The sequence below is a fragment of the Paenibacillus sp. Leaf72 genome (genome assembly GCF_001422685.1).
GTDB lineage: Bacteria > Bacillota > Bacilli > Paenibacillales > Paenibacillaceae > Pristimantibacillus.
Genome location: NZ_LMLV01000030.1, coordinates 180,942 through 201,091, shown reverse-complemented (window position 1 = coordinate 201,091; position 20,150 = coordinate 180,942). Strand labels below are relative to the sequence as shown.

Annotated in this window: 16 protein-coding genes; 3 read left to right on the top strand and 13 right to left on the bottom strand. The window is 49.9% G+C overall.

Features of this window, described 5'->3' with window-relative positions:
- The first annotated feature begins 33 nt into the window (after nucleotides 1-33).
- Nucleotides 34-1,680 carry a hypothetical protein gene (locus ASF12_RS22135; protein ID WP_056039627.1) on the top strand — a complete coding sequence of 549 codons (1,647 nt, stop codon included), beginning with the start codon at nucleotides 34-36 and terminating at the stop codon, nucleotides 1,678-1,680.
- A gap of 150 nt (nucleotides 1,681-1,830) precedes the next feature.
- Here ASF12_RS22135 and ASF12_RS22130 read toward each other — a convergent pair whose 3' ends face one another.
- The 5 genes from ASF12_RS22130 to ASF12_RS22110 form a co-directional block, all read right to left on the bottom strand.
- A complete protein-coding gene (locus tag ASF12_RS22130) occupies nucleotides 1,831-2,721 on the bottom strand; it encodes a transglutaminase family protein (protein WP_056039626.1) in 891 nt (296 codons plus the stop codon).
- Nucleotides 2,718-3,722 carry an alpha-E domain-containing protein gene (locus tag ASF12_RS22125; protein WP_056039625.1) on the bottom strand — a complete coding sequence of 335 codons (1,005 nt, stop codon included), beginning with the start codon at nucleotides 3,720-3,722 and terminating at the stop codon, nucleotides 2,718-2,720. The genes ASF12_RS22130 and ASF12_RS22125 overlap by 4 nt, the downstream gene beginning before the upstream one ends.
- Nucleotides 3,723-3,819: 97 nt before the next feature.
- Complete coding sequence (locus ASF12_RS22120) at nucleotides 3,820-5,277, bottom strand: circularly permuted type 2 ATP-grasp protein (protein WP_056039623.1); 1,458 nt, start codon at nucleotides 5,275-5,277, stop codon at nucleotides 3,820-3,822.
- A 249-nt stretch (nucleotides 5,278-5,526) separates the two neighbouring features.
- A complete protein-coding gene (locus ASF12_RS22115) occupies nucleotides 5,527-6,537 on the bottom strand; it encodes a globin-coupled sensor protein (protein WP_056039620.1) in 1,011 nt (336 codons plus the stop codon).
- 270 nt (nucleotides 6,538-6,807) lie between these two features.
- A complete protein-coding gene (locus ASF12_RS22110; protein ID WP_056039617.1) occupies nucleotides 6,808-8,703 on the bottom strand; it encodes a PrkA family serine protein kinase in 1,896 nt (631 codons plus the stop codon).
- A gap of 269 nt (nucleotides 8,704-8,972) precedes the next feature.
- Here ASF12_RS22110 and ASF12_RS22105 point away from each other — a divergent pair, with 269 nt between their 5' ends.
- Entirely contained in the window at nucleotides 8,973-9,797 is an 825-nt protein-coding gene (locus ASF12_RS22105; RefSeq protein WP_056039614.1) for a DUF2161 domain-containing phosphodiesterase, read from the top strand.
- Between the two features lie 84 nt (nucleotides 9,798-9,881).
- Here ASF12_RS22105 and ASF12_RS22100 read toward each other — a convergent pair whose 3' ends face one another.
- The 3 genes from ASF12_RS22100 to trmL form a co-directional block, all read right to left on the bottom strand.
- On the bottom strand, nucleotides 9,882-11,081 hold the full coding sequence (locus tag ASF12_RS22100) for an aminotransferase-like domain-containing protein (protein ID WP_056039611.1): 1,200 nt from the start codon (nucleotides 11,079-11,081) through the stop codon (nucleotides 9,882-9,884).
- 344 nt (nucleotides 11,082-11,425) lie between these two features.
- A complete protein-coding gene (locus tag ASF12_RS22095) occupies nucleotides 11,426-11,674 on the bottom strand; it encodes an AbrB/MazE/SpoVT family DNA-binding domain-containing protein (RefSeq protein ID WP_046228684.1) in 249 nt (82 codons plus the stop codon).
- A gap of 214 nt (nucleotides 11,675-11,888) precedes the next feature.
- Nucleotides 11,889-12,353: a tRNA (uridine(34)/cytosine(34)/5-carboxymethylaminomethyluridine(34)-2'-O)-methyltransferase TrmL gene (trmL, locus tag ASF12_RS22090; protein WP_056039608.1), complete on the bottom strand. Its 465-nt coding sequence runs from the start codon at nucleotides 12,351-12,353 to the stop codon at nucleotides 11,889-11,891.
- Nucleotides 12,354-12,530: 177 nt separating this feature from the next.
- Here trmL and ASF12_RS22085 point away from each other — a divergent pair, with 177 nt between their 5' ends.
- Nucleotides 12,531-13,250: a response regulator transcription factor gene (locus tag ASF12_RS22085; protein WP_046228682.1), complete on the top strand. Its 720-nt coding sequence runs from the start codon at nucleotides 12,531-12,533 to the stop codon at nucleotides 13,248-13,250.
- 81 nt (nucleotides 13,251-13,331) lie between these two features.
- Here the strand turns inward: ASF12_RS22085 and serC are convergent, their stop codons facing one another.
- The 5 genes from serC to ASF12_RS22060 all read right to left on the bottom strand — a co-directional run bounded on the left by serC (nucleotide 13,332) and on the right by ASF12_RS22060 (nucleotide 20,149).
- A complete protein-coding gene (gene serC, locus ASF12_RS22080; RefSeq protein ID WP_056039606.1) occupies nucleotides 13,332-14,417 on the bottom strand; it encodes a 3-phosphoserine/phosphohydroxythreonine transaminase in 1,086 nt (361 codons plus the stop codon).
- A 275-nt stretch (nucleotides 14,418-14,692) separates the two neighbouring features.
- Nucleotides 14,693-16,117 carry a type I glutamate--ammonia ligase gene (glnA, locus tag ASF12_RS22075; RefSeq protein ID WP_056039603.1) on the bottom strand — a complete coding sequence of 475 codons (1,425 nt, stop codon included), beginning with the start codon at nucleotides 16,115-16,117 and terminating at the stop codon, nucleotides 14,693-14,695.
- A 246-nt stretch (nucleotides 16,118-16,363) separates the two neighbouring features.
- On the bottom strand, nucleotides 16,364-17,425 hold the full coding sequence (gene aroF / locus ASF12_RS22070) for a 3-deoxy-7-phosphoheptulonate synthase (RefSeq protein WP_056039600.1): 1,062 nt from the start codon (nucleotides 17,423-17,425) through the stop codon (nucleotides 16,364-16,366).
- A 206-nt stretch (nucleotides 17,426-17,631) separates the two neighbouring features.
- Complete coding sequence (locus ASF12_RS22065) at nucleotides 17,632-18,609, bottom strand: 4-hydroxy-3-methylbut-2-enyl diphosphate reductase (RefSeq protein WP_056039596.1); 978 nt, start codon at nucleotides 18,607-18,609, stop codon at nucleotides 17,632-17,634.
- 31 nt (nucleotides 18,610-18,640) lie between these two features.
- Nucleotides 18,641-20,149 (bottom strand): sensor histidine kinase, encoded by a 1,509-nt coding sequence (locus ASF12_RS22060; protein ID WP_056039593.1) that lies wholly within the window; start codon nucleotides 20,147-20,149, stop codon nucleotides 18,641-18,643.
- Nucleotide 20,150: the final 1 nt, after the last annotated feature.

Sequence of the window (20,150 nt, the reverse complement as noted above, 5' to 3'; positions counted from 1 at the left end):
CTAATTAAACCAACTACTAGAAGCGGAGGTTTGATGATGAAGGGTAATTTTTTGAAGCGATTGACGGCAGGAGCACTCATCTTTGCAATGTCTTTATCGGCAGGCACAGCAGTTTCCTTAGCGGAGGGGCCGTCCGATCCGGCTCCCGTCCTACAGCCCGCAGGAAGCGCCAATGGCAAAAAAATTCTGTTCGACAACGCCCATGCCCAAACAGCAGGTGCGGCAGATTGGGTCATTGACGGCGGCTTTTCCGATTTTGGACAAGCTCTTGCAGGCAAAGGCTATTACGTCAAGGAGCTTCGCAAAAGCGGCCCTATTACGCTGGCAGACTTAAGCAGCTATGACGTCTTCGTTATTCCTGAAGCGAACGTGCCGTTCAAGACGAGCGAGCAGCAGGCTATGCTTTCGTATGTGCAGGGCGGAGGCAGCATTTTCTTCATCGCAGACCACTATAACGCAGATCGAAATAAAAACAGATGGGATTCCTCTGAAGTATTCAACGGCTATAGACGAGGAGCTTGGTCGAATCCCGCGCTGGGCATGAGTACAGAAGAAGCCAGTTCAGTTGCTATGCAGGGTGTAGCCAGCTCCGACTGGCTGTCGAACAACTTCGGCATGCGCATCCGTTACAATGCACTAGGCAACGTAAACTCAGGAACAATCGTTCCTTCCTCGCAATCTTTCGGCATTACTAGCGGCGTTACTTCCGTGACGATGCATGCTGGATCGACCATCGCCATTACAGACCCGACTAAGGCAAAGGGAATCGTATACATGCAGCAGACTTCTGCCGCTTGGGGCAATGCGGTGGATCAGGGCGTCTATAATGGTGGAGGAATTGCTGAAGGACCTTATGTCGCGATCGGCAAAAATAGTCTTGGCAAAGTAGCCGTGATCGGCGACTCTTCCCCTGTCGAAGACAGCACGCCTAAATATTTGCGCGAGGAAACAGGCGGCTCCAAAACGACGTACGACGGCTTTACAGAAGCGAGCAATGGCGCACTGCTCGTACAACTAGTGGACTGGCTTGCTGTTAAAGAAAGCTACACGGCACTGAATCAAGTAAGCGGCCTTACGCTTGACAATGCAACAGCTTTGCTTGCTATAGAATCGCCACAAACGTCAACCCAACCGCAAGCTGAGCCATGGGCAGCACCAGCGGCAGGCTACAAATGGTGGGACAGCTCCACCTTCAAGCAAGGCTCCTACGGCTATGCCTCAACGTCGCAGCCGCCAACCTCTGGCGCTGTAAACGAAACCTTCGAGACAGGCACGAAAGCAGCCTATACAGCCGCTTCGGTTACGCTCGGTTCAGGCTCGTGGACCTTCGATAATGCACTGCTTGGCGATCTATCTACAGACAAGAAAAATGGCACCAAATCCGCACGAGTCAGAGCGGCAGGCTCCATCTATATGAATTTCAATGTGACAGGCGGCGCGACTACCGTCAAGGTGAAGCATGCGAGCTTTGGCAGCGACACGGGAGCGACATGGAAGCTTCAAAAGTCGCTTAATGGCGGCTCCACCTGGACGGATGTCGGAAGCACCTACTCCAGCAGCCAGTCATTAACGGAGCAGACGATTACTGTAAATGAAACCGCAGCGGTACGCTTCAAAATTGTAGTTGCCGGCACATCCGGCAGCCGCTTGAACTTCGACGATTTTACAATCGTCCAGTAATTCCAGCCTCCCAAGGAAATACAACAAAATACAACAAAGAAGCCCTTCAGGCACTTGTGCAGCTGCATGAAAGCTTAAGCAGCCAGTCAGCGCCCGAAGGGCTTTTTTTCTCATTGAATTTTTCATTGAATTTCTGATGGATATTCCGCTTCATTCCTCTACCTTGCGCACATCCACCGTCACCTTCAACGTCTGCTGCCCGCTACCACGATACACGCCCTTTACCGGAACGATATCTTTATAATCGCGTCCATGGCCCAGCTTGACGTAACGCTCGCCGACAGGAGCTTCATTCGTCGGATCGAAGCTGCACCAGCCAAGCGACGGCACGTAAGCCTCCACCCATGCATGGGACGCCTGCTCAAAATCTGCCGTTCCGCCTTGCAAATCGCCAACAAAGTGGTAGCCGCTCACATAGCGGGCCGGAACCTGCTGCGAGCGGCAGCAGGCAATCATGAGATGGGCAAAATCCTGACAGACGCCGCGCCTGCGTTCGAACATGTCGCTCGCTTTCGTATCCACCGTTGTAGCATCCGGATCATAGACGAACTCGTTGCGGATTTTTTGGGATAGCGCTAGCAGCCAGCCATATACGCTCATGCCGTCGTTTTTCCGATCCTCTACGCCCACTGCATATGTCTCCACTTCCGGGCTGAGCGCCGTGTAAGCAGTAGGCAGCAGAAACTCTACGAAACGATTACCCGCCTCCTCTGATTGCAGCCATTCCCAAGCGACTTCAGCCGCTCCGCCGCCATTCAGAGCAGCTGCCTGCTGCTCTGGTGTAAGAGCCTCCTTCGTCACAACCGTCATTTGCGAGCGGATCGTCAGCTTGCGGTGCGAGCCGTTCACCGAAAACGAATGCACCCGATTGCCGAAAAAATCCTCATAGCTGAACAGCGGTGCATTCGGCTCTACCGCAATGGATTGCTGGTAGCAGGACTGGCGTTCATCTGTACTCGGCGTCAGACGAATTTCATTGACACTGTCCGTAACCGGCGTCCCATAATCGTATTGCGTCACATGCGAAATATTCAGCTTCATGCGCTGGCCTCCCCCATGCGAAAAAAGGTTTTGGCGAAGGTGCCGCCCAGCGTCTGGCAAGCCTCCAGCAAATGACCGACAATGGCCCCTTCGCGGTCCAGCAGTATATCTTCCCGATCCAGGCAGGCGAGATCCGCCTTCACCTTGCTTACTTGGCGAATAACCTTGTCATGCGCTGAGCGCAGCTGCATATCCTGAAAGCGGATATACCGCATATGCTCATCGAGCGTATGCAGCGCAAAATGCACGGACCTTGGAAACACTTCATTTAAGATGACAAAATCAACAATGGACTCCACCGACATGCCATCGGCATAATAGCGCCGGAATACCTGATAGCCACTCAGCGAACGCAGCATAGCCTGCAAGTACGAGTATGCGCCAGACGCATTGCTCCAGCTCTCGCCGCTCGCAAGAACCGTATTATAAGCGGCTTTAATAATTCGCAGCGTATTTTCAGCCCGTTCCAAATAACGGCCGCATTCAATAAAATGCCACTCATTCTCACGAGGCATGACGGACTGGCTGATGCCTTGGAACAGCGCCGTCCATTCCTTGATTTTGCCGAAAAACAAATGCGGCGATTCCGCCATTAAATCCTCGGGCTGCTTCTCCCGCAGCCACAAATAAAAGCCGTTGACCGCATCCCACATCTCGCTCGGCGCCTTCTCGCGCAGCGTGCGCAGATTGCCCCGCGCATGGCTGACGCAGGACACAAGCGAATTCGGATTGTCGCGGTCAAGCGTCATGTACCGCAGCACATCCTGCTCGCTGTAGCTGCCATATTGCTGGACATAGGACTCTCTGCTGCCCAGCGCATCTACGATGCGCGACCATTTGCAGGTCGGAGCTGCCATTCCTTGCCCTTGCTCGGCCGCCTCCGATTCTGCGCCATCCTCCGCTTGCAAATGATAGTGAACATCGATCAATCGCGCATGGTTTTCCGCCCGCTCCATGTAGCGTCCAATCCAAAACAGCGCCTCCGCATTCCGATTAAGCATAGCCATCCCTCCGATTATTAGGCTCCCCGCCTCATTGTTCCGTGCCGGCTTACCGGCTTAGCAGCTTTACCGCTTAGAGGCTTCGAAATATATGGGCCTAGCGGCTGAGCACCCACGTATCTTTAACCCCGCCGCCTTGCGATGAATTCACGACGAGCGAGCCTTCCGTCATTGCGACACGCGTCAGCCCGCCCGGTATGACATGCGTCTCCTCGCCCATCAACGCAAAAGCTCTTAAATCGATATGGCGCGGTGCCATAATGCCATCCATCATTACCGGCGCTCGAGAAAGCCTCATTGTCGTCTGGGCGATATACCGCTCTGGATCGAGCTTAATCGCCTCAGCGAACGCTTTGATTTCCGCTGGCGTCGCGCTAGGGCCAATTAACATGCCGTAGCCGCCGGAAAGCGAGGTTTCCTTGACAACCAGCTCCGCGAGGTGGTCCAGCACGTATTCCCGCTCTTCCTTGCGCGACAAAATATAGGTTGGCACATTATGCAAAATCGGCTCTTCGCCCAGATAATAGCGAATCATATCCGGGACATACGCATACACCGCCTTATCGTCGGCGACCCCGGTACCTGGGGCATTGGCAATCGCCACATTGCCTGCGCGATACGCATTCATCAGCCCAGGAACCCCAAGCAGGGAATCCGGCTGAAAAGCAAGCGGATCTATAAACTCGTCATCGATCCGCCGATAAATAACATCCACTTTGCGAAGCCCGCGCAAGTCCCGCAAATAAATGTTGTGGTCCTTGTAAACGAGATCGCGGCCTTCCACAAGATGAATGCCAAGCTGCTGAGCGAGGAAGGTATGCTCGTAATAGGCCGAGTTGTAGGAGCCCGGCGTAAGCAGCACTATAAGAGGATCTCTTTTGCCGCTTGGCGCAAGAGAGCGAAGCGAGCTGAGGAAGCAGTTGAGGCTGCGCTCGATGCTTTGGACAGACGAGGACAAATACAGGTCATGAAACAGCTCGCTCATTAGCGTTCTGCCCTTGAATAAGTAAGAGAAGCCGGAAGGGGAACGCAAATTGTCCTCCAGTACAAAATAACGCCCCTTCTCATCTCGGATCAAATCGATGCCAGAAGCTGTAATGTACACGCCTGACGGCACATCCAGCCCAACCATTTCCGGGCGGAAATAAGTATTGGACACGATCATTTTGCGGGGGATAACGCCATCTTTTACAATGTGCTGTTGGTGGTAGATGTCATGGGTGAAGGCGTTCAGCGCGCGGATGCGCTGGCGTACGCCGCGGTCAATATTGTCCCACTCATGCCGGGGAATGACACGGGGAATATAGTCGAACGGAATCGTCCGCTCCAGAGGCTCATTTTGATTGCTGCTGTACAGCGTGAAGGTAATACCTTCCTCCATCATTCGCTGATTAAGAGCATGCTGGCGAATACCTAGCTCAGAGGGCTTCATTTTTCCGAACATACGATGAACGCTTTCATAGTGGGGACGAACTGAAAAATCCTTTTCAAACATTTCATCATAAAAAGATTGTGAATCGTAAAAATGCGACTGCGACTGTCTGGCCGTCGACATGCCAACCGCCTCCTCCAAGATGGCTCAACCTCACATGTAAATCCTGTAACAATAATGATCGTTTTTGATCCAACGGCAGATTAATGTTAGTTTTTATGACGTTAAATTTCATAAAATCGTCCATTTCTGTAGCTCAATCATACTAAAACCGAATATTCATGTCAACTTATATATCATACAAAAAAAGCCGAAATCCTCAGACGCGAGAATTTCGGCTTCTTCTTAATGTTATCTACTATAAAATGCGGCCTATGAAGAGGTTGCATTAAGCTTGTTCAAATCTTTGGCGACATCATCGACCATTTTCACAAAAGCAGCAAGCTCCTGTGATTTTGCCGCTTGATTACGCGCCTCCGCCGAAGTCTGATCGGACTCCCTCCGAACCGAATTAACCTTTTTCTCAATTTCACTAAGCTTATTTTGAATCGTTTCTTGTGCTCCTCGTGACGATGCAGCCAGCTTGCGCACCTCATTGGCAACAACCTCGAAGCCCCGACCATGATCTCCGGCTCTTGCTGCTTCAATGGCCGCATTCAGCCCAAGCAAATGCGTCTGATCGGCAATTTCCCGAATCATCGTACCCATTTCTGTAATGCCATCCAGCTCGCCCTGCAGCTCGCCAAGCAAAGAATGCGCTTTCTCTTGTGAATCTGAAGTAGACAATGCTGTAGCTGCAATCGATTGGGCGCCTTCTTCCAGCTCAACCATTAAACCAGCCAGCTGCTGCACCGCTTCCGTTACAGTCGACAGCATCGTTGCACGCTCATCCGCCAGCTCCTGCACCTTCGTCTGCTCTGCGCGGTTATACGCTTCAAGCACAAATTGCGAGTCCAAATTGAACATTTTGGACAAGGAGTGAATAACCGGCTTCCATCCATCTGGAAGCACACGCTCAAATACATCCGTCGCAATGTTCAAGTAAGTCATGTATGTACCTAAATACCAGTCGGTTGTCAGGCCAATCCGGGAATGCACAAGCCCGATTTTTATCCGGTTTTCAATAAATGCTTCATCAATAACGCCGTCCGCAAGAGACAGCCAATATTCGCGCTGCGTCCCTTTCAAACGATCCACATTGCTAAATTTCTTCATTAAAGCTACCATTTCGGGATAGAGTCCCACATTATCATAGAAACGATCAACAACCTCGTCGACTACCTGCTTAAAAATAGGCCTGCACTCCGCGAGCAGCTGCAAATCCTGTTCCTTGATTCCTGTATAGTCCAACTGACGCTTACGTTCTACTGTGACATTAATCATTGAACAACCCCCAGTCTCTAAATAAATACCAACTGCTATATTAAGTATATCGGCATTCAGCTTCATAAAGGTAGACATTTCTTTAATAATTCAAGAGAATTTGTTGAGATCTCTACAAAATTCACCGAAAAAGCTGAATCCATAGTCCCATTTTTCCAGTCCTCCTAACCTATTCTAGCTTATTCGTGCTTTATTTTCACCCAGACAGCGACAAGAAGTTCGGCGGGCAGCTGCTCCACCGAACTTCTTGATCTTCTCTTATTTGGATCGTTAGCGATTAAGCAGGCTGCCTACATAACGCAGCAGCTCATTAGCACATACGGGGCAATAACCGTGGTCATCAATCAACCGCTTCGTCACTTCGTTTATCCGCTTGAGCTGGATTTCATCCGGCGTCTTCGTGGAGGTCGTAATTTTCACGATGTCCTTAAGATCGGTGAACAGCTTTTTCTCCACCGCTTCACGCAGCCGCTCGTGGCTGGTGAAATCGAATTTTTTCCCTTTCCGGGAATACGACGAGATGCGAATCAAAATTTCTTCGCGGAACGCTTTTTTCGCATTTTCAGAAACGCCAATCTGCTCCTCAATGGAACGCATCAGGCGCTCATCCGGATCAAGCTCCTCGCCGGTGAGCGGATCTTTGATTTTAGCCCAGTTGCAATAAGCCTCAATGTTGTCAAGATAGTTTTCGAACAACGTACGCGCCGACTCCTCATAGGAATAGACGAATGCCTTCTGAATTTCTTTTTTGGCCAGGCCATCGTATTCCTTGCGCGCAACCGAAATAAAGTTCAAATAACGCTCCCGCTCCTCCTTCGTAATGGATGGATGCTGGTCGAGGCCGTCCTTCAAGCCGCGAAGCACATCGAGCGCATTAATGCACTGCATATCCTGCTTGATCAGCGCGCTCGAAATCCGGTTGATGACATAACGCGGGTCGATGCCGGACATGCCTTCCTCGGTATATTCGGTCTGCATTTCCTTAAGATCGGCATCCTTGAAGCCTTCGATTTCCTCGCCGTCGTACATCCGCATCTTCTTCACCAAATCCATGCCCTGCTTCTTCGTCTCCTTCAGACGGGTAAGTATGGAGAAAATAGCAGCAGCGCGAAGTGCATGCGGAGCAATATGAATATGCTTCATGTCGCTCTGGCCAATGAGCTTCGTATAAATTTTTTCTTCCTCGGACACCTTCAGGTTATATGGAATCGGCATGACGATCATCCGAGACTGGAGCGCTTCATTTTTCTTATTGCTAATGAAGGATTTGTACTCCGTCTCGTTCGTGTGGGCAATAATTAATTCATCAGCGGAAATAAGCGCAAACCGCCCCGCTTTAAAATTGCCCTCCTGCGTTAAGGACAGCAGGTTCCACAAAAACTTCTCGTCGCATTTCAGCATCTCCTGAAACTCCATAAGCCCCCGGTTCGCCTTGTTCAGCTCGCCGTCAAAACGATAAGCACGCGGATCGGATTCCGAGCCAAATTCTGTAATCGTGGAAAAATCGATGCTGCCGGTTAGATCGGCAATGTCCTGCGACTTTGGATCAGATGGGCTGAACGTACCGATGCCCACGCGGTTATCCTCCGAGATGAATACGCGCTCCACCTGAACATTTTGAATATCGCCGCCGTATTCGGTTTGCAGCCTCATCTGGCAGGAGGGGCATAGATTGCCTTCAATCCTAACGCCAATCTCCTGCTCAATCTCGCCTCTCAGCTCATGCGGAATGAGATGCAGCGGCTCTTCGTGCATCGGGCAGCCTTTAATCGCATAGACGGCGCCGCGTTTCGTTCTGGAATATTTCTCAAGCCCCTTTTTGAGCATCGTAACCAGCGTCGATTTCCCTCCGCTGACAGGACCCATTAGAAGCAAAATCCGTTTGCGCACATCAAGCCTTCGCGCCGAGGAGTGGAAATATTCCTCCACCAGCTTTTCAACAGAGCGGTCCAGCCCATAAATTTCCTGCTCGAAAAATTTGTACCGCTTCTTCCCATCCCTCTCCTCGACTCCATAGGATTCAATCATTTCATAGACACGCGCGTGCGCCGTCATGGCCGGGGTTGGATCCTGTCTCAGCAGTTCAATATAATCCTTGAAAGATCCACTCCAGGCCAGCTTCTCACTCTCTGCTTGATATTCCGATATTCGCTTGAAAATGTCCATGCCGTGCCTCCTCCCATCGCTTCCGCAATACGCAATTTTTCACTTCGCTCGGCATTTGCTTGCAAGAACCTCAGCGAGTGGAACTAACTTTATTGAAGTATTACATGTCTATGCTTATTCCGCGTGGAAATTGACCACTATTTTAGGCGGTAATCATGCATATTGCGACAAATACGCTTGCAGCGCGGGTTTGCTTGGACAAATAGATTCGATCTGCCCGCACTCCCTATCCTTTGTTATAATAGTTAGAAGAAAGTGGGGGAATGCACGTGGCAGTCAGAAAGGAAGAGGAGCTTTACGGCCCGGTAAAAGCTTATTATGAAGCGCGCGGCTTCGTCGTCAAAAGCGAGGTGCTGCACTGCGATCTCGTCGCGATGCACGCGGATACCGAAGAAACCATTATCGTGGAAATGAAAAAGACGTTCAATCTCGCCCTGCTGCTGCAGGGGATTGAACGCCTTCGTATAAATGATCAGGTTGTGCTCGTAGTCGAGCGCAATCGTAAAAAAAGCGGCGCGCACAACCAGCGCTTCGGTGAAATTACCGAGCTGTGCCGCATGCTCGGCATCGGCCTTATGACCGTCACCTTCTTCAAGACGAAGGCGCCTGTCATTGATGTGCTATGCGAGCCCGGCGAGGCGCCGCAGCGCGGAACGCGCCGCAAGAAGCAGGCGAGGCTGCTTCTTGAATTTCGCGAGCGCAGCGGCGATTATAATGTAGGCGGCAGTACCGGCCGCAAGCTGGTGACCGCCTATCGCGAGAAGGCGCTGCGCTGCGCCTACGCGCTCCAGCAGCTGGGAGAGGCGCACTCGCCTAGCCAGGTTGCTGCGCTGACGAGCTTCCCGCGCAGCGGCGCTGTGCTGCGCGACAATTACTATGGCTGGTTCGAGCGCCAGCAGCGCGGAAAATACCGCCTGCTGCCTGCCGGAGCAGCCGCCTTGACCGAATACGCCGAAGTCATCGCCGATTGGGTGGCCGCTTTGCCAAGCAATCAAGCGGGGCCAAGCACAACTGCTGCACCTGGCGAATCGCAGGCAGCTTTGGTTAACCGCGCCCCTCGCCGTCCTAGCAAGCGGCGTTCATCGTCCCGCTAATGGCCAAGACATCGGGCATCATGTACTGGGCATATTGGCATCGGGCATGCAACCGCAAACTCGATGCTTCTGCGAGCTGCAAGGTTAGGAGCGGGCCGTAAACTCGCGGATCGCTTCCGCAAAGCGCTCTACGCCGAGTGCTGTCTTGGCTCCGATGTTATAGGTAAAGTTAAGCCGCGCCGTATTACGCTGCGGGTCATAAGCATAGAAGGAGCTTCCGGGTACGAAAGCAACGCCCTTCTGAACGGAAGCCCGGAGAAGCGCCTCTGCATCAAGACCTTCCGGCAGCTCCACCCATAGGAACATGCCGCCCTTCGGCTCAATCCAGCGCAATCCTTCAATATGCTGCTGCACAAGCAGCCCTTGCATTTCGCGCATCCGCTCCCCGTAGGAAGCAGAGATAACTTTAATATGCTCATCGAGCGGAAAGCTATCCAGCAGCTCGCTGACGATTTGCTGATCAATCGCGCTGGAATGCAAATCTGCCGCCTGCTTCGCTTTAGCCATCATAGCAATGACTTCCGCTGGACCCATTGCCCAACCTGTGCGCAGCCCTGGCGCAACCGTCTTCGAAAAGGTGCTCGTATAAATAACCGAGCCTGAACGGCCCGCTTGCTGATCAAGCGCAAACAATGTCGGATAAACGGCATTTACATCATATTTTATTTCCCCGTATGGATCATCTTCCAATATAGGTACACCATAAGAACTGCAAAGCGCCAGCAGCTGCTGCCTGCGCTCCGTGCTCCAGACGCGCCCCGTCGGATTGCCGAAGGTAGGCACGGCGTACACTAGCTTTGGACGATGCTCGCGAATAAGCCGCTCCGCATCCTCCGCTACAATGCCATGCTCATCGCTGTCCGCAGCAATGACATTTAAGCCATTCATCTCAAACACCTGCAAGCAAGCGAGATATGTCGGCCTTTCTACCAATATCGTATCGCCAGGCTCGGTCAGCACTTCAACAATGAGGCTGATCGCCTGCTGGGAGCCTGTCGTCAGCAGCATTTCGTCAGGGCGTACGTTCATGCCCTTATGTCCCATACGCTCGCACAGCTGTTCACGCAGCGGCATAAAGCCCTCGGTCAATCCGTATTGCAGAGCGCTTGCGCCCTTCGTAAACACGCGATCGGCAGCATCGCGAATCGCCTGCACCGGAAACAGCTCCTCGGCCGGCAGCCCTCCAGCGAATGAAATCATATCCTTGCCCTGCGTCAGCTTGAGAATATCTCTTACGACCGATGATTTGAGAGCGGTCACTCGTGATGAAAAACGGTAATCCATGGTTCGACTCCTCCTAAGATACAAGCTTTAACGCTTATAGTTCTATGTTATCAAGGTACAGCCCATATTTAAAGTTTTCTTTTTCGGGCAGGTTGGGTATAATGAAAACAGTTGCATGAGGATTTTGGAGGTGCCATTAATGTCCATCACATTCATTATTGTAATGACTGTATTCGTCTTGTTCTTGACGGCTATGTTCACGTCTTCTTACAACGATGACAAAACCAAAGGCCTGTAAGCTGAACTATCAGCTTGCACCAAAAGAAGCTTCTCCGAAGGAATGCAGCTAAGGCTGCTCCAGGGGGAAGCTTCTTTTTGTTACTACATATTAAGCATGTATGAGGTTAGCGGGCGAGCTGGCTCATTTCAGCCACACAAACGCCGCATAAAAAACGTTCTTTAAACTCGCGGACTTCTTCCATAGAACCACAGAACACACATTTCGGACGGTAACGCTCCAAAATAATATGGTCGCCCTGCACTAAAATTTCAACCGGATCTCCCTCATTCATCTGGTAACGTTTACGCAACGATTTTGGAAGAACGATACGTCCGAGTTGATCTACTTTTCTTACTACACCTGCTGGTTTCATCGTTGTTCACCTCTCCTGTGTCTAGTTTGCAAGCCTTTTTCGTGAAACCCCGACAGTTCATTTCTTTAACGCTCTGCCTCTGTTTCCCCATTCTGCTTCTCTCTTTAGGTAATGCTTTAAGTAATTCCTAAATTAAACCCTTAAGTAAATTCTTCACCTTGCCGCCAAGCTTTGAATCTGCTAGAACTAAAACTGTTCGTAAGCCGCCTCTATTTTAAGACAGTCCTGGAAAATCGTTCTGTCTAAGCGCCTCGTACACGATGATTGCCGCCGAATTGGATAAATTAAGCGATCTGACCTTATCCGTCATTGGCATCCGAATGCATGTACTTAAATTAGCTTCAATCAGCTCTTGAGGCAAACCTTTCGTTTCCTTGCCGAATACGAAAAAATCCCCATCCTGGTATTGAAACTCATTATAGGCTTTGACCGCCCGCGTGCTGGCATAGAAATACCGCCCATCAGCATACTGCTCCTGCAGCTCCTGAAAGGAATCATGGTACTCGACATGAACCGCATGCCAATAATCCAGGCCTGCGCGCTTCAGCGTCTTGTCATCCGTTTGAAAGCCCAGCGGACGCACCAGATGCAGATGCGCACCGGTTGCCGCACATGTCCGCGCAATATTGCCCGTGTTAGCGGGTATTTCCGGTTCTACTAACACAATATGAAATGCCATCTTCTTGTTGTCACCCCTTGTCCCTTGCCTATTATACATGAATTACTATTTTATTTAAAATAGGAATGAAATTTTACATCCCGTTAACGTACTCTTAATCCCTACTTGAACGTCTAACTTCATAATGTAGTCATGAGCAAAGACATGTTTAGGATAAGGGAGGCTTAATAAGACAACATGTTGAAGAAGAAAATTCTCGTCGTCGATGACGAGCCCTCCATCTCCATGCTGATTGAATTCAACCTGAAGCTAGCCGGATACGACGTCAGATGCGTAGATGACGGAGAAGCCGTTTTTGATATGCTGCGCCCCTTTCGGCCAGATCTCATCGTTCTCGATTTAATGCTGCCGAAGATGGATGGCATTCAAGTGTGCCGCGAGCTGCGCAAGCAAAACAACGCCGTTCCCATCGTCATGCTGACCGCCCTGCAGGATGTTACCGATAAAATTGCTGGCCTCGATAATGGCGCTGACGACTATATGACCAAGCCGTTTAGCCCGCAGGAGCTGATTTCGCGCATCCAAGCGATTTTCCGCAGACTGCAATCGCTGCCTGGCGCAGCACCGTCAAGCGCCATTGACATTGGCCGCATGTCGGTACGTCCCGATGAACGAGAAGTGCTGATTGATGGCAAGCTGATCGAGCTGACGCCGAAGGAATTCGAGCTGCTCGTCTTCCTCTGCAAGCATAAAGGCAAGGTGCTGAGCCGCCAGCAGCTGCTTCATGGCGTATGGGACTATCACTTCCTCGGCGATACCCGTATCGTAGACGTCCATATTAGCCATCTCCGCGATAAAATCGAAAAAAACGCCCGGACCCCCGAATATATTATGACCGTTCGTAACGTAGGCTATAAGCTGCATGGCCCAAGCGCTCTGGAGCAAACCCTTGCCTAATTACACGAAAGAACCGCCCGTTCCTTTCATAAGCGAAAGGAGCGGGCGGTTTTTCTATCATTTAATCACGGACAGCCGCAATTAGCCGTTGTTTTTTTGGAATTCTGCCATAAATTCAGCAAGCGCCTTGCAGCTTTCCAGTGGAACCGCATTGTAAGTCGAAGCGCGAAGCCCGCCAACATCACGATGTCCTTTCAAGCCAACAAAACCTTCTGCTTCGGATTGCTTAATAAATTTCTTCTCAAGCTCTGCATCCTGCAAGCGGAATGTAATGTTCATAAGCGAACGGCTCTCTGGAGCAGCAAAGCCATAATAGAAACCGCCGCTTTGATCAATCGTATCGTAAATGAGCTTTGTTTTGTCGCGGTTGTATTGATTGATTTGGGCGACTCCGCCTCTTGCTTTAATCCATTTCAGCACCAGATTGACCATATAAACCGAGAAGGAAGGCGGCGTGTTGTACAACGAGCCTGCTTTCGCATGGGTATCATAGCGGAAAATAGCTGGAATCGTCTTAGGGCTTTCTTTAATAAGATCATCGCGAACGATGACAACCGTCACACCCGAAGGACCGAGGTTTTTCTGGGCGCCTGCATAAATCAGACCAAACTGGCTGACATCTACCGGACGGCTCAAAATATCACTCGACATGTCCGCGATTAGTGGAACATTGCCCGTTTGCGGGAATTCAGCAAATTGCGTGCCGCCAATGGTCTCATTTGTCGTAATGTGCAAATAAGCAGCTTGATCTGGCAGCTGAATGTCGGAAAGTGCCGGAATGCGGTTGAACTTGTGAGCTTCGGAAGTAGCAGCTACGGCTGTCTCGCCAAGAAGCTTCGCTTCCTTGATTGCTTTCTCTGCCCATGCGCCAGTCATTACATAAGCGCCGACTTTGCCTGGGGTAAGGAAATTCATTGGAATGGTTGCAAACTGCGTACTTGCGCCGCCTTGCAGCAGCAGAACATGATAATTGTCAGGAATGCCGTAAATTTCGCGAAAAAGAGCCTGTGTCTCATTGTTAACTTGCTCATACAGCTCGCTGCGGTGCGACATTTCCATAATGGACATGCCAGCGCCTTGATACTCCACGAATTGCTGCTGAGCCTGCTCAAGTACTTCGAGCGGTAAAGCGGCCGGTCCTGCATTAAAATTGAATGCTCTCTTCATCTTCGGATAACCACCTTTAGTTATTAACATGATAACGCTATAATAGCAATTTTAAAGGCCCGCTTCAAGTAGTCTGGCATCTTTTCGTGACAAAAGTCGAACACTTTATTATTGACTTCTTGTTAATATTCGGTTTTCTTCAATATAAGGGTGTTTTGCTGCCGCTTTCATTATTAACGGCGGGAGGCGATAAATTAGTCTTTATTGTCATTTCACTCCAGCGAATAGGCAGAAAAAAAGAGCCCCCCATATAGGAGGCTCCTTCAACGTTCATTCTAGCAATCGAAGTACAGGCTGTACTCGTGCGGATGAACACGGATCGATACTGTTTTTGCTTCATTACGTTTGAATGCAACGTAGTTAGCGATGAAATCTTCAGAGAATACGCCACCTTCAGTCAAGAATTCGGAATCTGCTTCCAAAGCGCTAAGCGCTTCGTCAAGCGTACCTGGTACGCTGCGGATATCCTTCTTATCTTCTTCTGGCAATTCGTAAATGTTTTTGTCGAAAGGACCATAGCCCAAAGCAACTGGATCAAGCTTGCGCTTAATACCGTCAAGACCTGCAAGCAGCATAGCTGCAAACGCAAGGTAAGGGTTGGCAGTGGAGTCAGGCGTACGGAACTCGATACGACAGCCTTTAGGTGTAACGGAAGCGATTGGAATACGAATCGCAGCCGAACGGTTACCTTTGGAGAACACCAGGTTAACTGGAGCTTCGTAGCCAGGAACCAGACGTTTGAACGAGTTCGTGCTCGGGTTAGTGAGCGCGATCAACGCTGGAGCGTGGTGCAAAATTCCGCCGATGTAGTTCATAGCCAGCGGGCTCAGGTTGCCGTAAGCACCTTTTTCAAAGAACAAAGGCGTGTCGCCATCAAAGATGGAGGAGTGAACGTGCATACCGCTACCGTTATCGCCAAACAGCGGCTTAGGCATGAAAGTTGCAACTTTTCCATATTGGCGAGCTGTGTTGTGAACAATATATTTGTATTTCATCAGGTTGTCAGCTGTTTTAGTCAGCGTGTCGAAACGGAAGTTGATTTCTGCTTGACCAGCAGTCGCTACTTCGTGGTGATGACGCTCAACGCGAAGACCTGTTTCTTGCATCAGGCGAACCATTTCGCTGCGGATGTCTTGTTGGGAGTCAACCGGAGCTACTGGAACGTAACCGCCTTTAACTGGAACTTTAAAGCCAAGGTTTCCGCCTTCTTCTTTGCGGCCGCTGTTCCAGCCAGCTTCTTCGGAATCAACCGAATAGAAGGAAGTGTTCATCGAGCTTTCGTAGCGAACATCGTCGAAAATGAAGAATTCGGATTCCGGAGCGAAAAATGCAGTCGTGCCCACACCGGATTTTTGCAGAAACTCTTCCGCTTTTTGAGCGATGCTGCGCGGATCGCGCTCGTAGCGTTCGCCATCAGGCGTATGAATGTTAGACATTACGTTTAGAGTTGGGTGATCAGTGAAAGGATCGATAAATACCGATTCAGGATCTGGCATCATAACCATATCCGACTCTTCGATTCCACGGAAACCCGGGATCGAGGAACCGTCAAAAGCTACACCATTTACGAAAGTATCGGCGTCAACTTCTGTCGAAGGAAGGGTAATGTGGTGCGCATGACCAAAAAGATCCACGAACCGGAAATCTACAAACTGAATGTTGTTTTCTTTAATTGTGTCCAAAACATTTTGAACTGACATCAGATATTTCCTCCATTTCCGAACATTTGCTTAGTATTGAACGGGTAACGTTCTCCTATCGTTCCAAACCATGACGTTATTATAAAACTACGATATTATCATCGTCAATAGTTATGTGAGGTATTTTTTATTCGCATGTTAGCTATACTTACAGGTTTACACATTTGTTCACAATTCCTCCTACACGGCAAAAGGAAAAGCCGTAATCCCCTTATTTACATAGGAATTAACGGCTTTATAGGTCGATTATATTTTCCACTCTTTGAAAGCTTCTGCTGGCGCCTTCTCCGTGTTAAATTCTTTCCCAACAATTGGTGCGAGCTTTTCCAAATCCTTTAATAAATTAGCGAACTGGTCCGGAAACAGTGATTGTACCCCGTCCCCAGTCATCGAATTATCTGGATCTGTATGCATTTCCACGATCAGTCCATTCGCTCCAGCGGCTACTGACGCCTTCGACATTGGCTCTACAAGCTCGCGGCGGCCAGTGCCGTGACTTGGGTCAGAGATGACTGGCAAATGGCTGAGGCTTTGCAATACAGGAATAGCTGACAAGTCAAGTGTATTTCTTGTGTAGGTCTCGAATGTTCGGATTCCGCGTTCACACAGCATAACGTTCGGATTGCCTCCAGCAAGAATATATTCCGCTGCATTTAGGAATTCATCGTACGTTGAGCTGAAGCCCCGTTTCAGTAAAACAGGCGTTTGAATCGTTCCGAGCTTGCGGAGCAGGTCGAAATTTTGCATATTGCGCGTGCCGACTTGGAGAATATCCGCATATTCGGCGCATACATCTACGTATTCCGGCGTCATTACTTCGGTAATCGTCAGCAAGCCATGCTTGCGTCCCGCTTCCGCCATCATAACCAAGCCTTCAACGCCAACGCCTTGGAAGCTGTATGGGCCTGTGCGAGGCTTAAAGGCTCCACCGCGAAGCACCTGGCCGCCAGCCGCTTTAACCAGTCGGGCGATTTCATCAATTTGCTCTGGTGTTTCGACTGCGCATGGGCCGCCCATAATAACTAAATTATTTCCGCCAATTTTAACGCCTTTAATGTCAATAATGGTATCATCTGGGTGAAAATCACGGCTTGCAAGCTTGTAGGACTTGGAAATTTTAATAACATTTTCAACGCCCTTGAGCTGGCGAAGATGCTCGGCTAATGTAGGTGCTGCACTCCCAATAATACCAATTACGGTACGGTCTGTTCCTCTTGATACATGGGCTTGAACGCCTGCTGCTTCAATATGGGTAACAATTTCAGCAATTCTTGCTTCTTCAATATGCGGATTAGTAATTACGATCATGTCAATCTCCCCTTTTCCACTTAAACGCTTGTTCGCTTCGACGCTTCTATGCTTTGTGGCTTTTATGCTTTTACTCGTTAAAGGTGATTATATAAGAAGCAGCGCTGCCCGTCAAGCAAAAACTTTAGGCCCGCGCTCTTCCCGTTTCATGCCATTTTCCCTCGCTAATAACGTGACTGATAACGGAACTATAGAAAAAAGACGCCTTACGGCGTCTCTGGCACTTCTGGGCGCGCAACAACTGACTTTTTGCGGGCATTGGGAAGCAGCTTCTCCATATTGACGGTACGAACGATTTCCCACGTTGTAGGGTCATCGTCGTTGTATTGCTCCAAATACGTAATAACTTCCTTGGTAAGCGGCGTAGGAGTCGAAGCGCCGGAAGTTACCGCCACACGTTCAATGCCAATAAGCCATTCCCGTTTAATCTCAGATACATCTGCGACACGGTAAGCAGTAACGCCTGCAATTTCCTCCGACACCTGTGCAAGGCGATTGGAGTTGTTGCTGCGCGGATCACCAACGACAAGACAAAGCTGGGCCTCGCCAGCCTGTCCGGCTACGGCCTCCTGGCGAACCTGGGTTGCCAGGCAAATTTCATTGTGGACTTCCGCCGTTGGAAACTTTTCAATCAGCTTGCTTATAATATGGCGGATATCCCATTGCGACATCGTGGTCTGATTTGTGATGACGATATTGCCTTCCGGCACTTCTAGCAAATCGATATCCTCGACACGCTCGATGAGATGAACGCGATCTGGAGCGACGCCAATGGCACCCTCTGGCTCAGGGTGATTTTTTTTGCCAATATAAATAATATGGTAGTCCTCGGCCATTTTCTCGCGAATCAAATCATGCGTGCGCGTCACGTCAGGACAAGTGGCATCGACAACCGTCAATCCCTTGTCCTTGGCACGTCTCCGAACTTCGGGGGAAACGCCATGGGCAGTGAAAATAACCGTCCCCTGCTCGACCTGCTCCAATATTTCCAGACGGTTCTCCCCATCCAGCGTAATAACGCCTTCCTGCTCGAACGCTTCCGTCACATGCGCATTGTGCACAATCATTCCCAAAATATATATTGGCCGCGGCAGCTCGAGATTTCTAGCTGTTTGCAGTGCGAGTACCATAGCGTCAACAACGCCGTAGCAATAGCCCCGCGGTGAAATTTTAACAATTTGCATGTAGGTGCACCTGCTTTCTGAACCGTGGGCATTAGCCCAAAGTTCGATCCGTTCCTTCTATTATAGACGAATCTGCCGTCTCAGAAAAGACTATGGGCAGCCAGATCGTAAACTCCGACCCTTCACCCGTGCGCGTAAGCACTTCAATGGAACCGCGATGCTCATCTATTATCCATTTTGCAATAGATAATCCGAGCCCCGTTCCAACCGTTTTGCCGCGCGATTCGTCCACCCGATAGAAACGGTCGAATATATGCGGCACTTCCTCAGGGTCCATCCCCATGCCCGTATCACTGACCGTAATCCCAACTTGATTGTCTTTGCTGCGCACGCTAAGCTCAATATGGCCTTCTACCGTATACTTGAAAGCATTCTCAATAAAAATGAACAGCAGCTGCTGCAAATAATCCTGATTGCCTCTGACCTCAATGCCGCTGAGCGGAGACAGGTCGCCTACGCGCCATTCAGCGGTACGCGGGAGCAGCTGGGCACGGCGTGCCACCTCTTCGACAAGCGGCTGCATCGATACTACTGTTTTCTCCATTTCATAACCGGCATCCGCACGGGCGAGCGCCAGCAAATCATTAACAAGCGTCGACATGCGGCGGGATTCCGCTGCAATATCCTGCATCGCCTCAACCGTAAGGCCGAAGCGCTGGTTATCAAGCGCCAGCACGATGCCGTCAAATGCATCCGGGTCCTTCGTTTTTTCCCACATTCGCTGAAGCAGCTCAATATTGCCCCGAATCGTCGTCAGCGGCGTCCGCAGCTCATGCGACGCATCCGAGACGAACCTTCGCTGCGCCTTATAGGATTCATCCAGCTCATTGTAAGCCGTCTCCAAACGGGCCAGCATGACATTCAAGTTATAGACAAGCCTGCCGACTTCGTCATTAGGGCCATCCATTGGAATGCGTACACTAAGATCAGAACCGTTTTGAATTTTCTCCGTTGATTTAATGACACGCTCAATTGGACGAAGCACCTGACGGGCCAAAAGCAAACCTGTTGTAAAGGCTATTAGGACAGCGATAAGCGATGCGGTAAACAAAATCGTCCGCAAAGCTTTCAAATAACTTTCCTCACTCGTAACAATTGCGCCTACCTGAATAAGACCGATTAAATCGGTTTTCGCACTATCGCTGTAAATAGGACGCTGATAAATTAAAAAGGTTATATTCGCATCATTCACCTTAATGTTAGCCTTTATAAAGCCAGCCTGCACATTATCCTTAACATCAGGAATTGGATATTTTATGCCTGTACTAAGCAGCTCCTTGCTCGCATTAATAATGCCCTCTTTATATCTGACAATTTGCAAATAAAAGGAACGCTCATAAAACCGCCCTTGCGAAGGGGCAATCAATAAGTTGAGCTCGTTGACAACTACATTGTAGCTATCCGCTTCGCCCTTCAGCTGATCTTTCATCTGCCCGTACGTATTGTAATTAACAAATATATAGATGGCAAAACCAAATATCAGCAGCGTCATCGCAAGCAAAGCTGAATACCACAAAGTTAAACGCAGCCGTATGGTCATA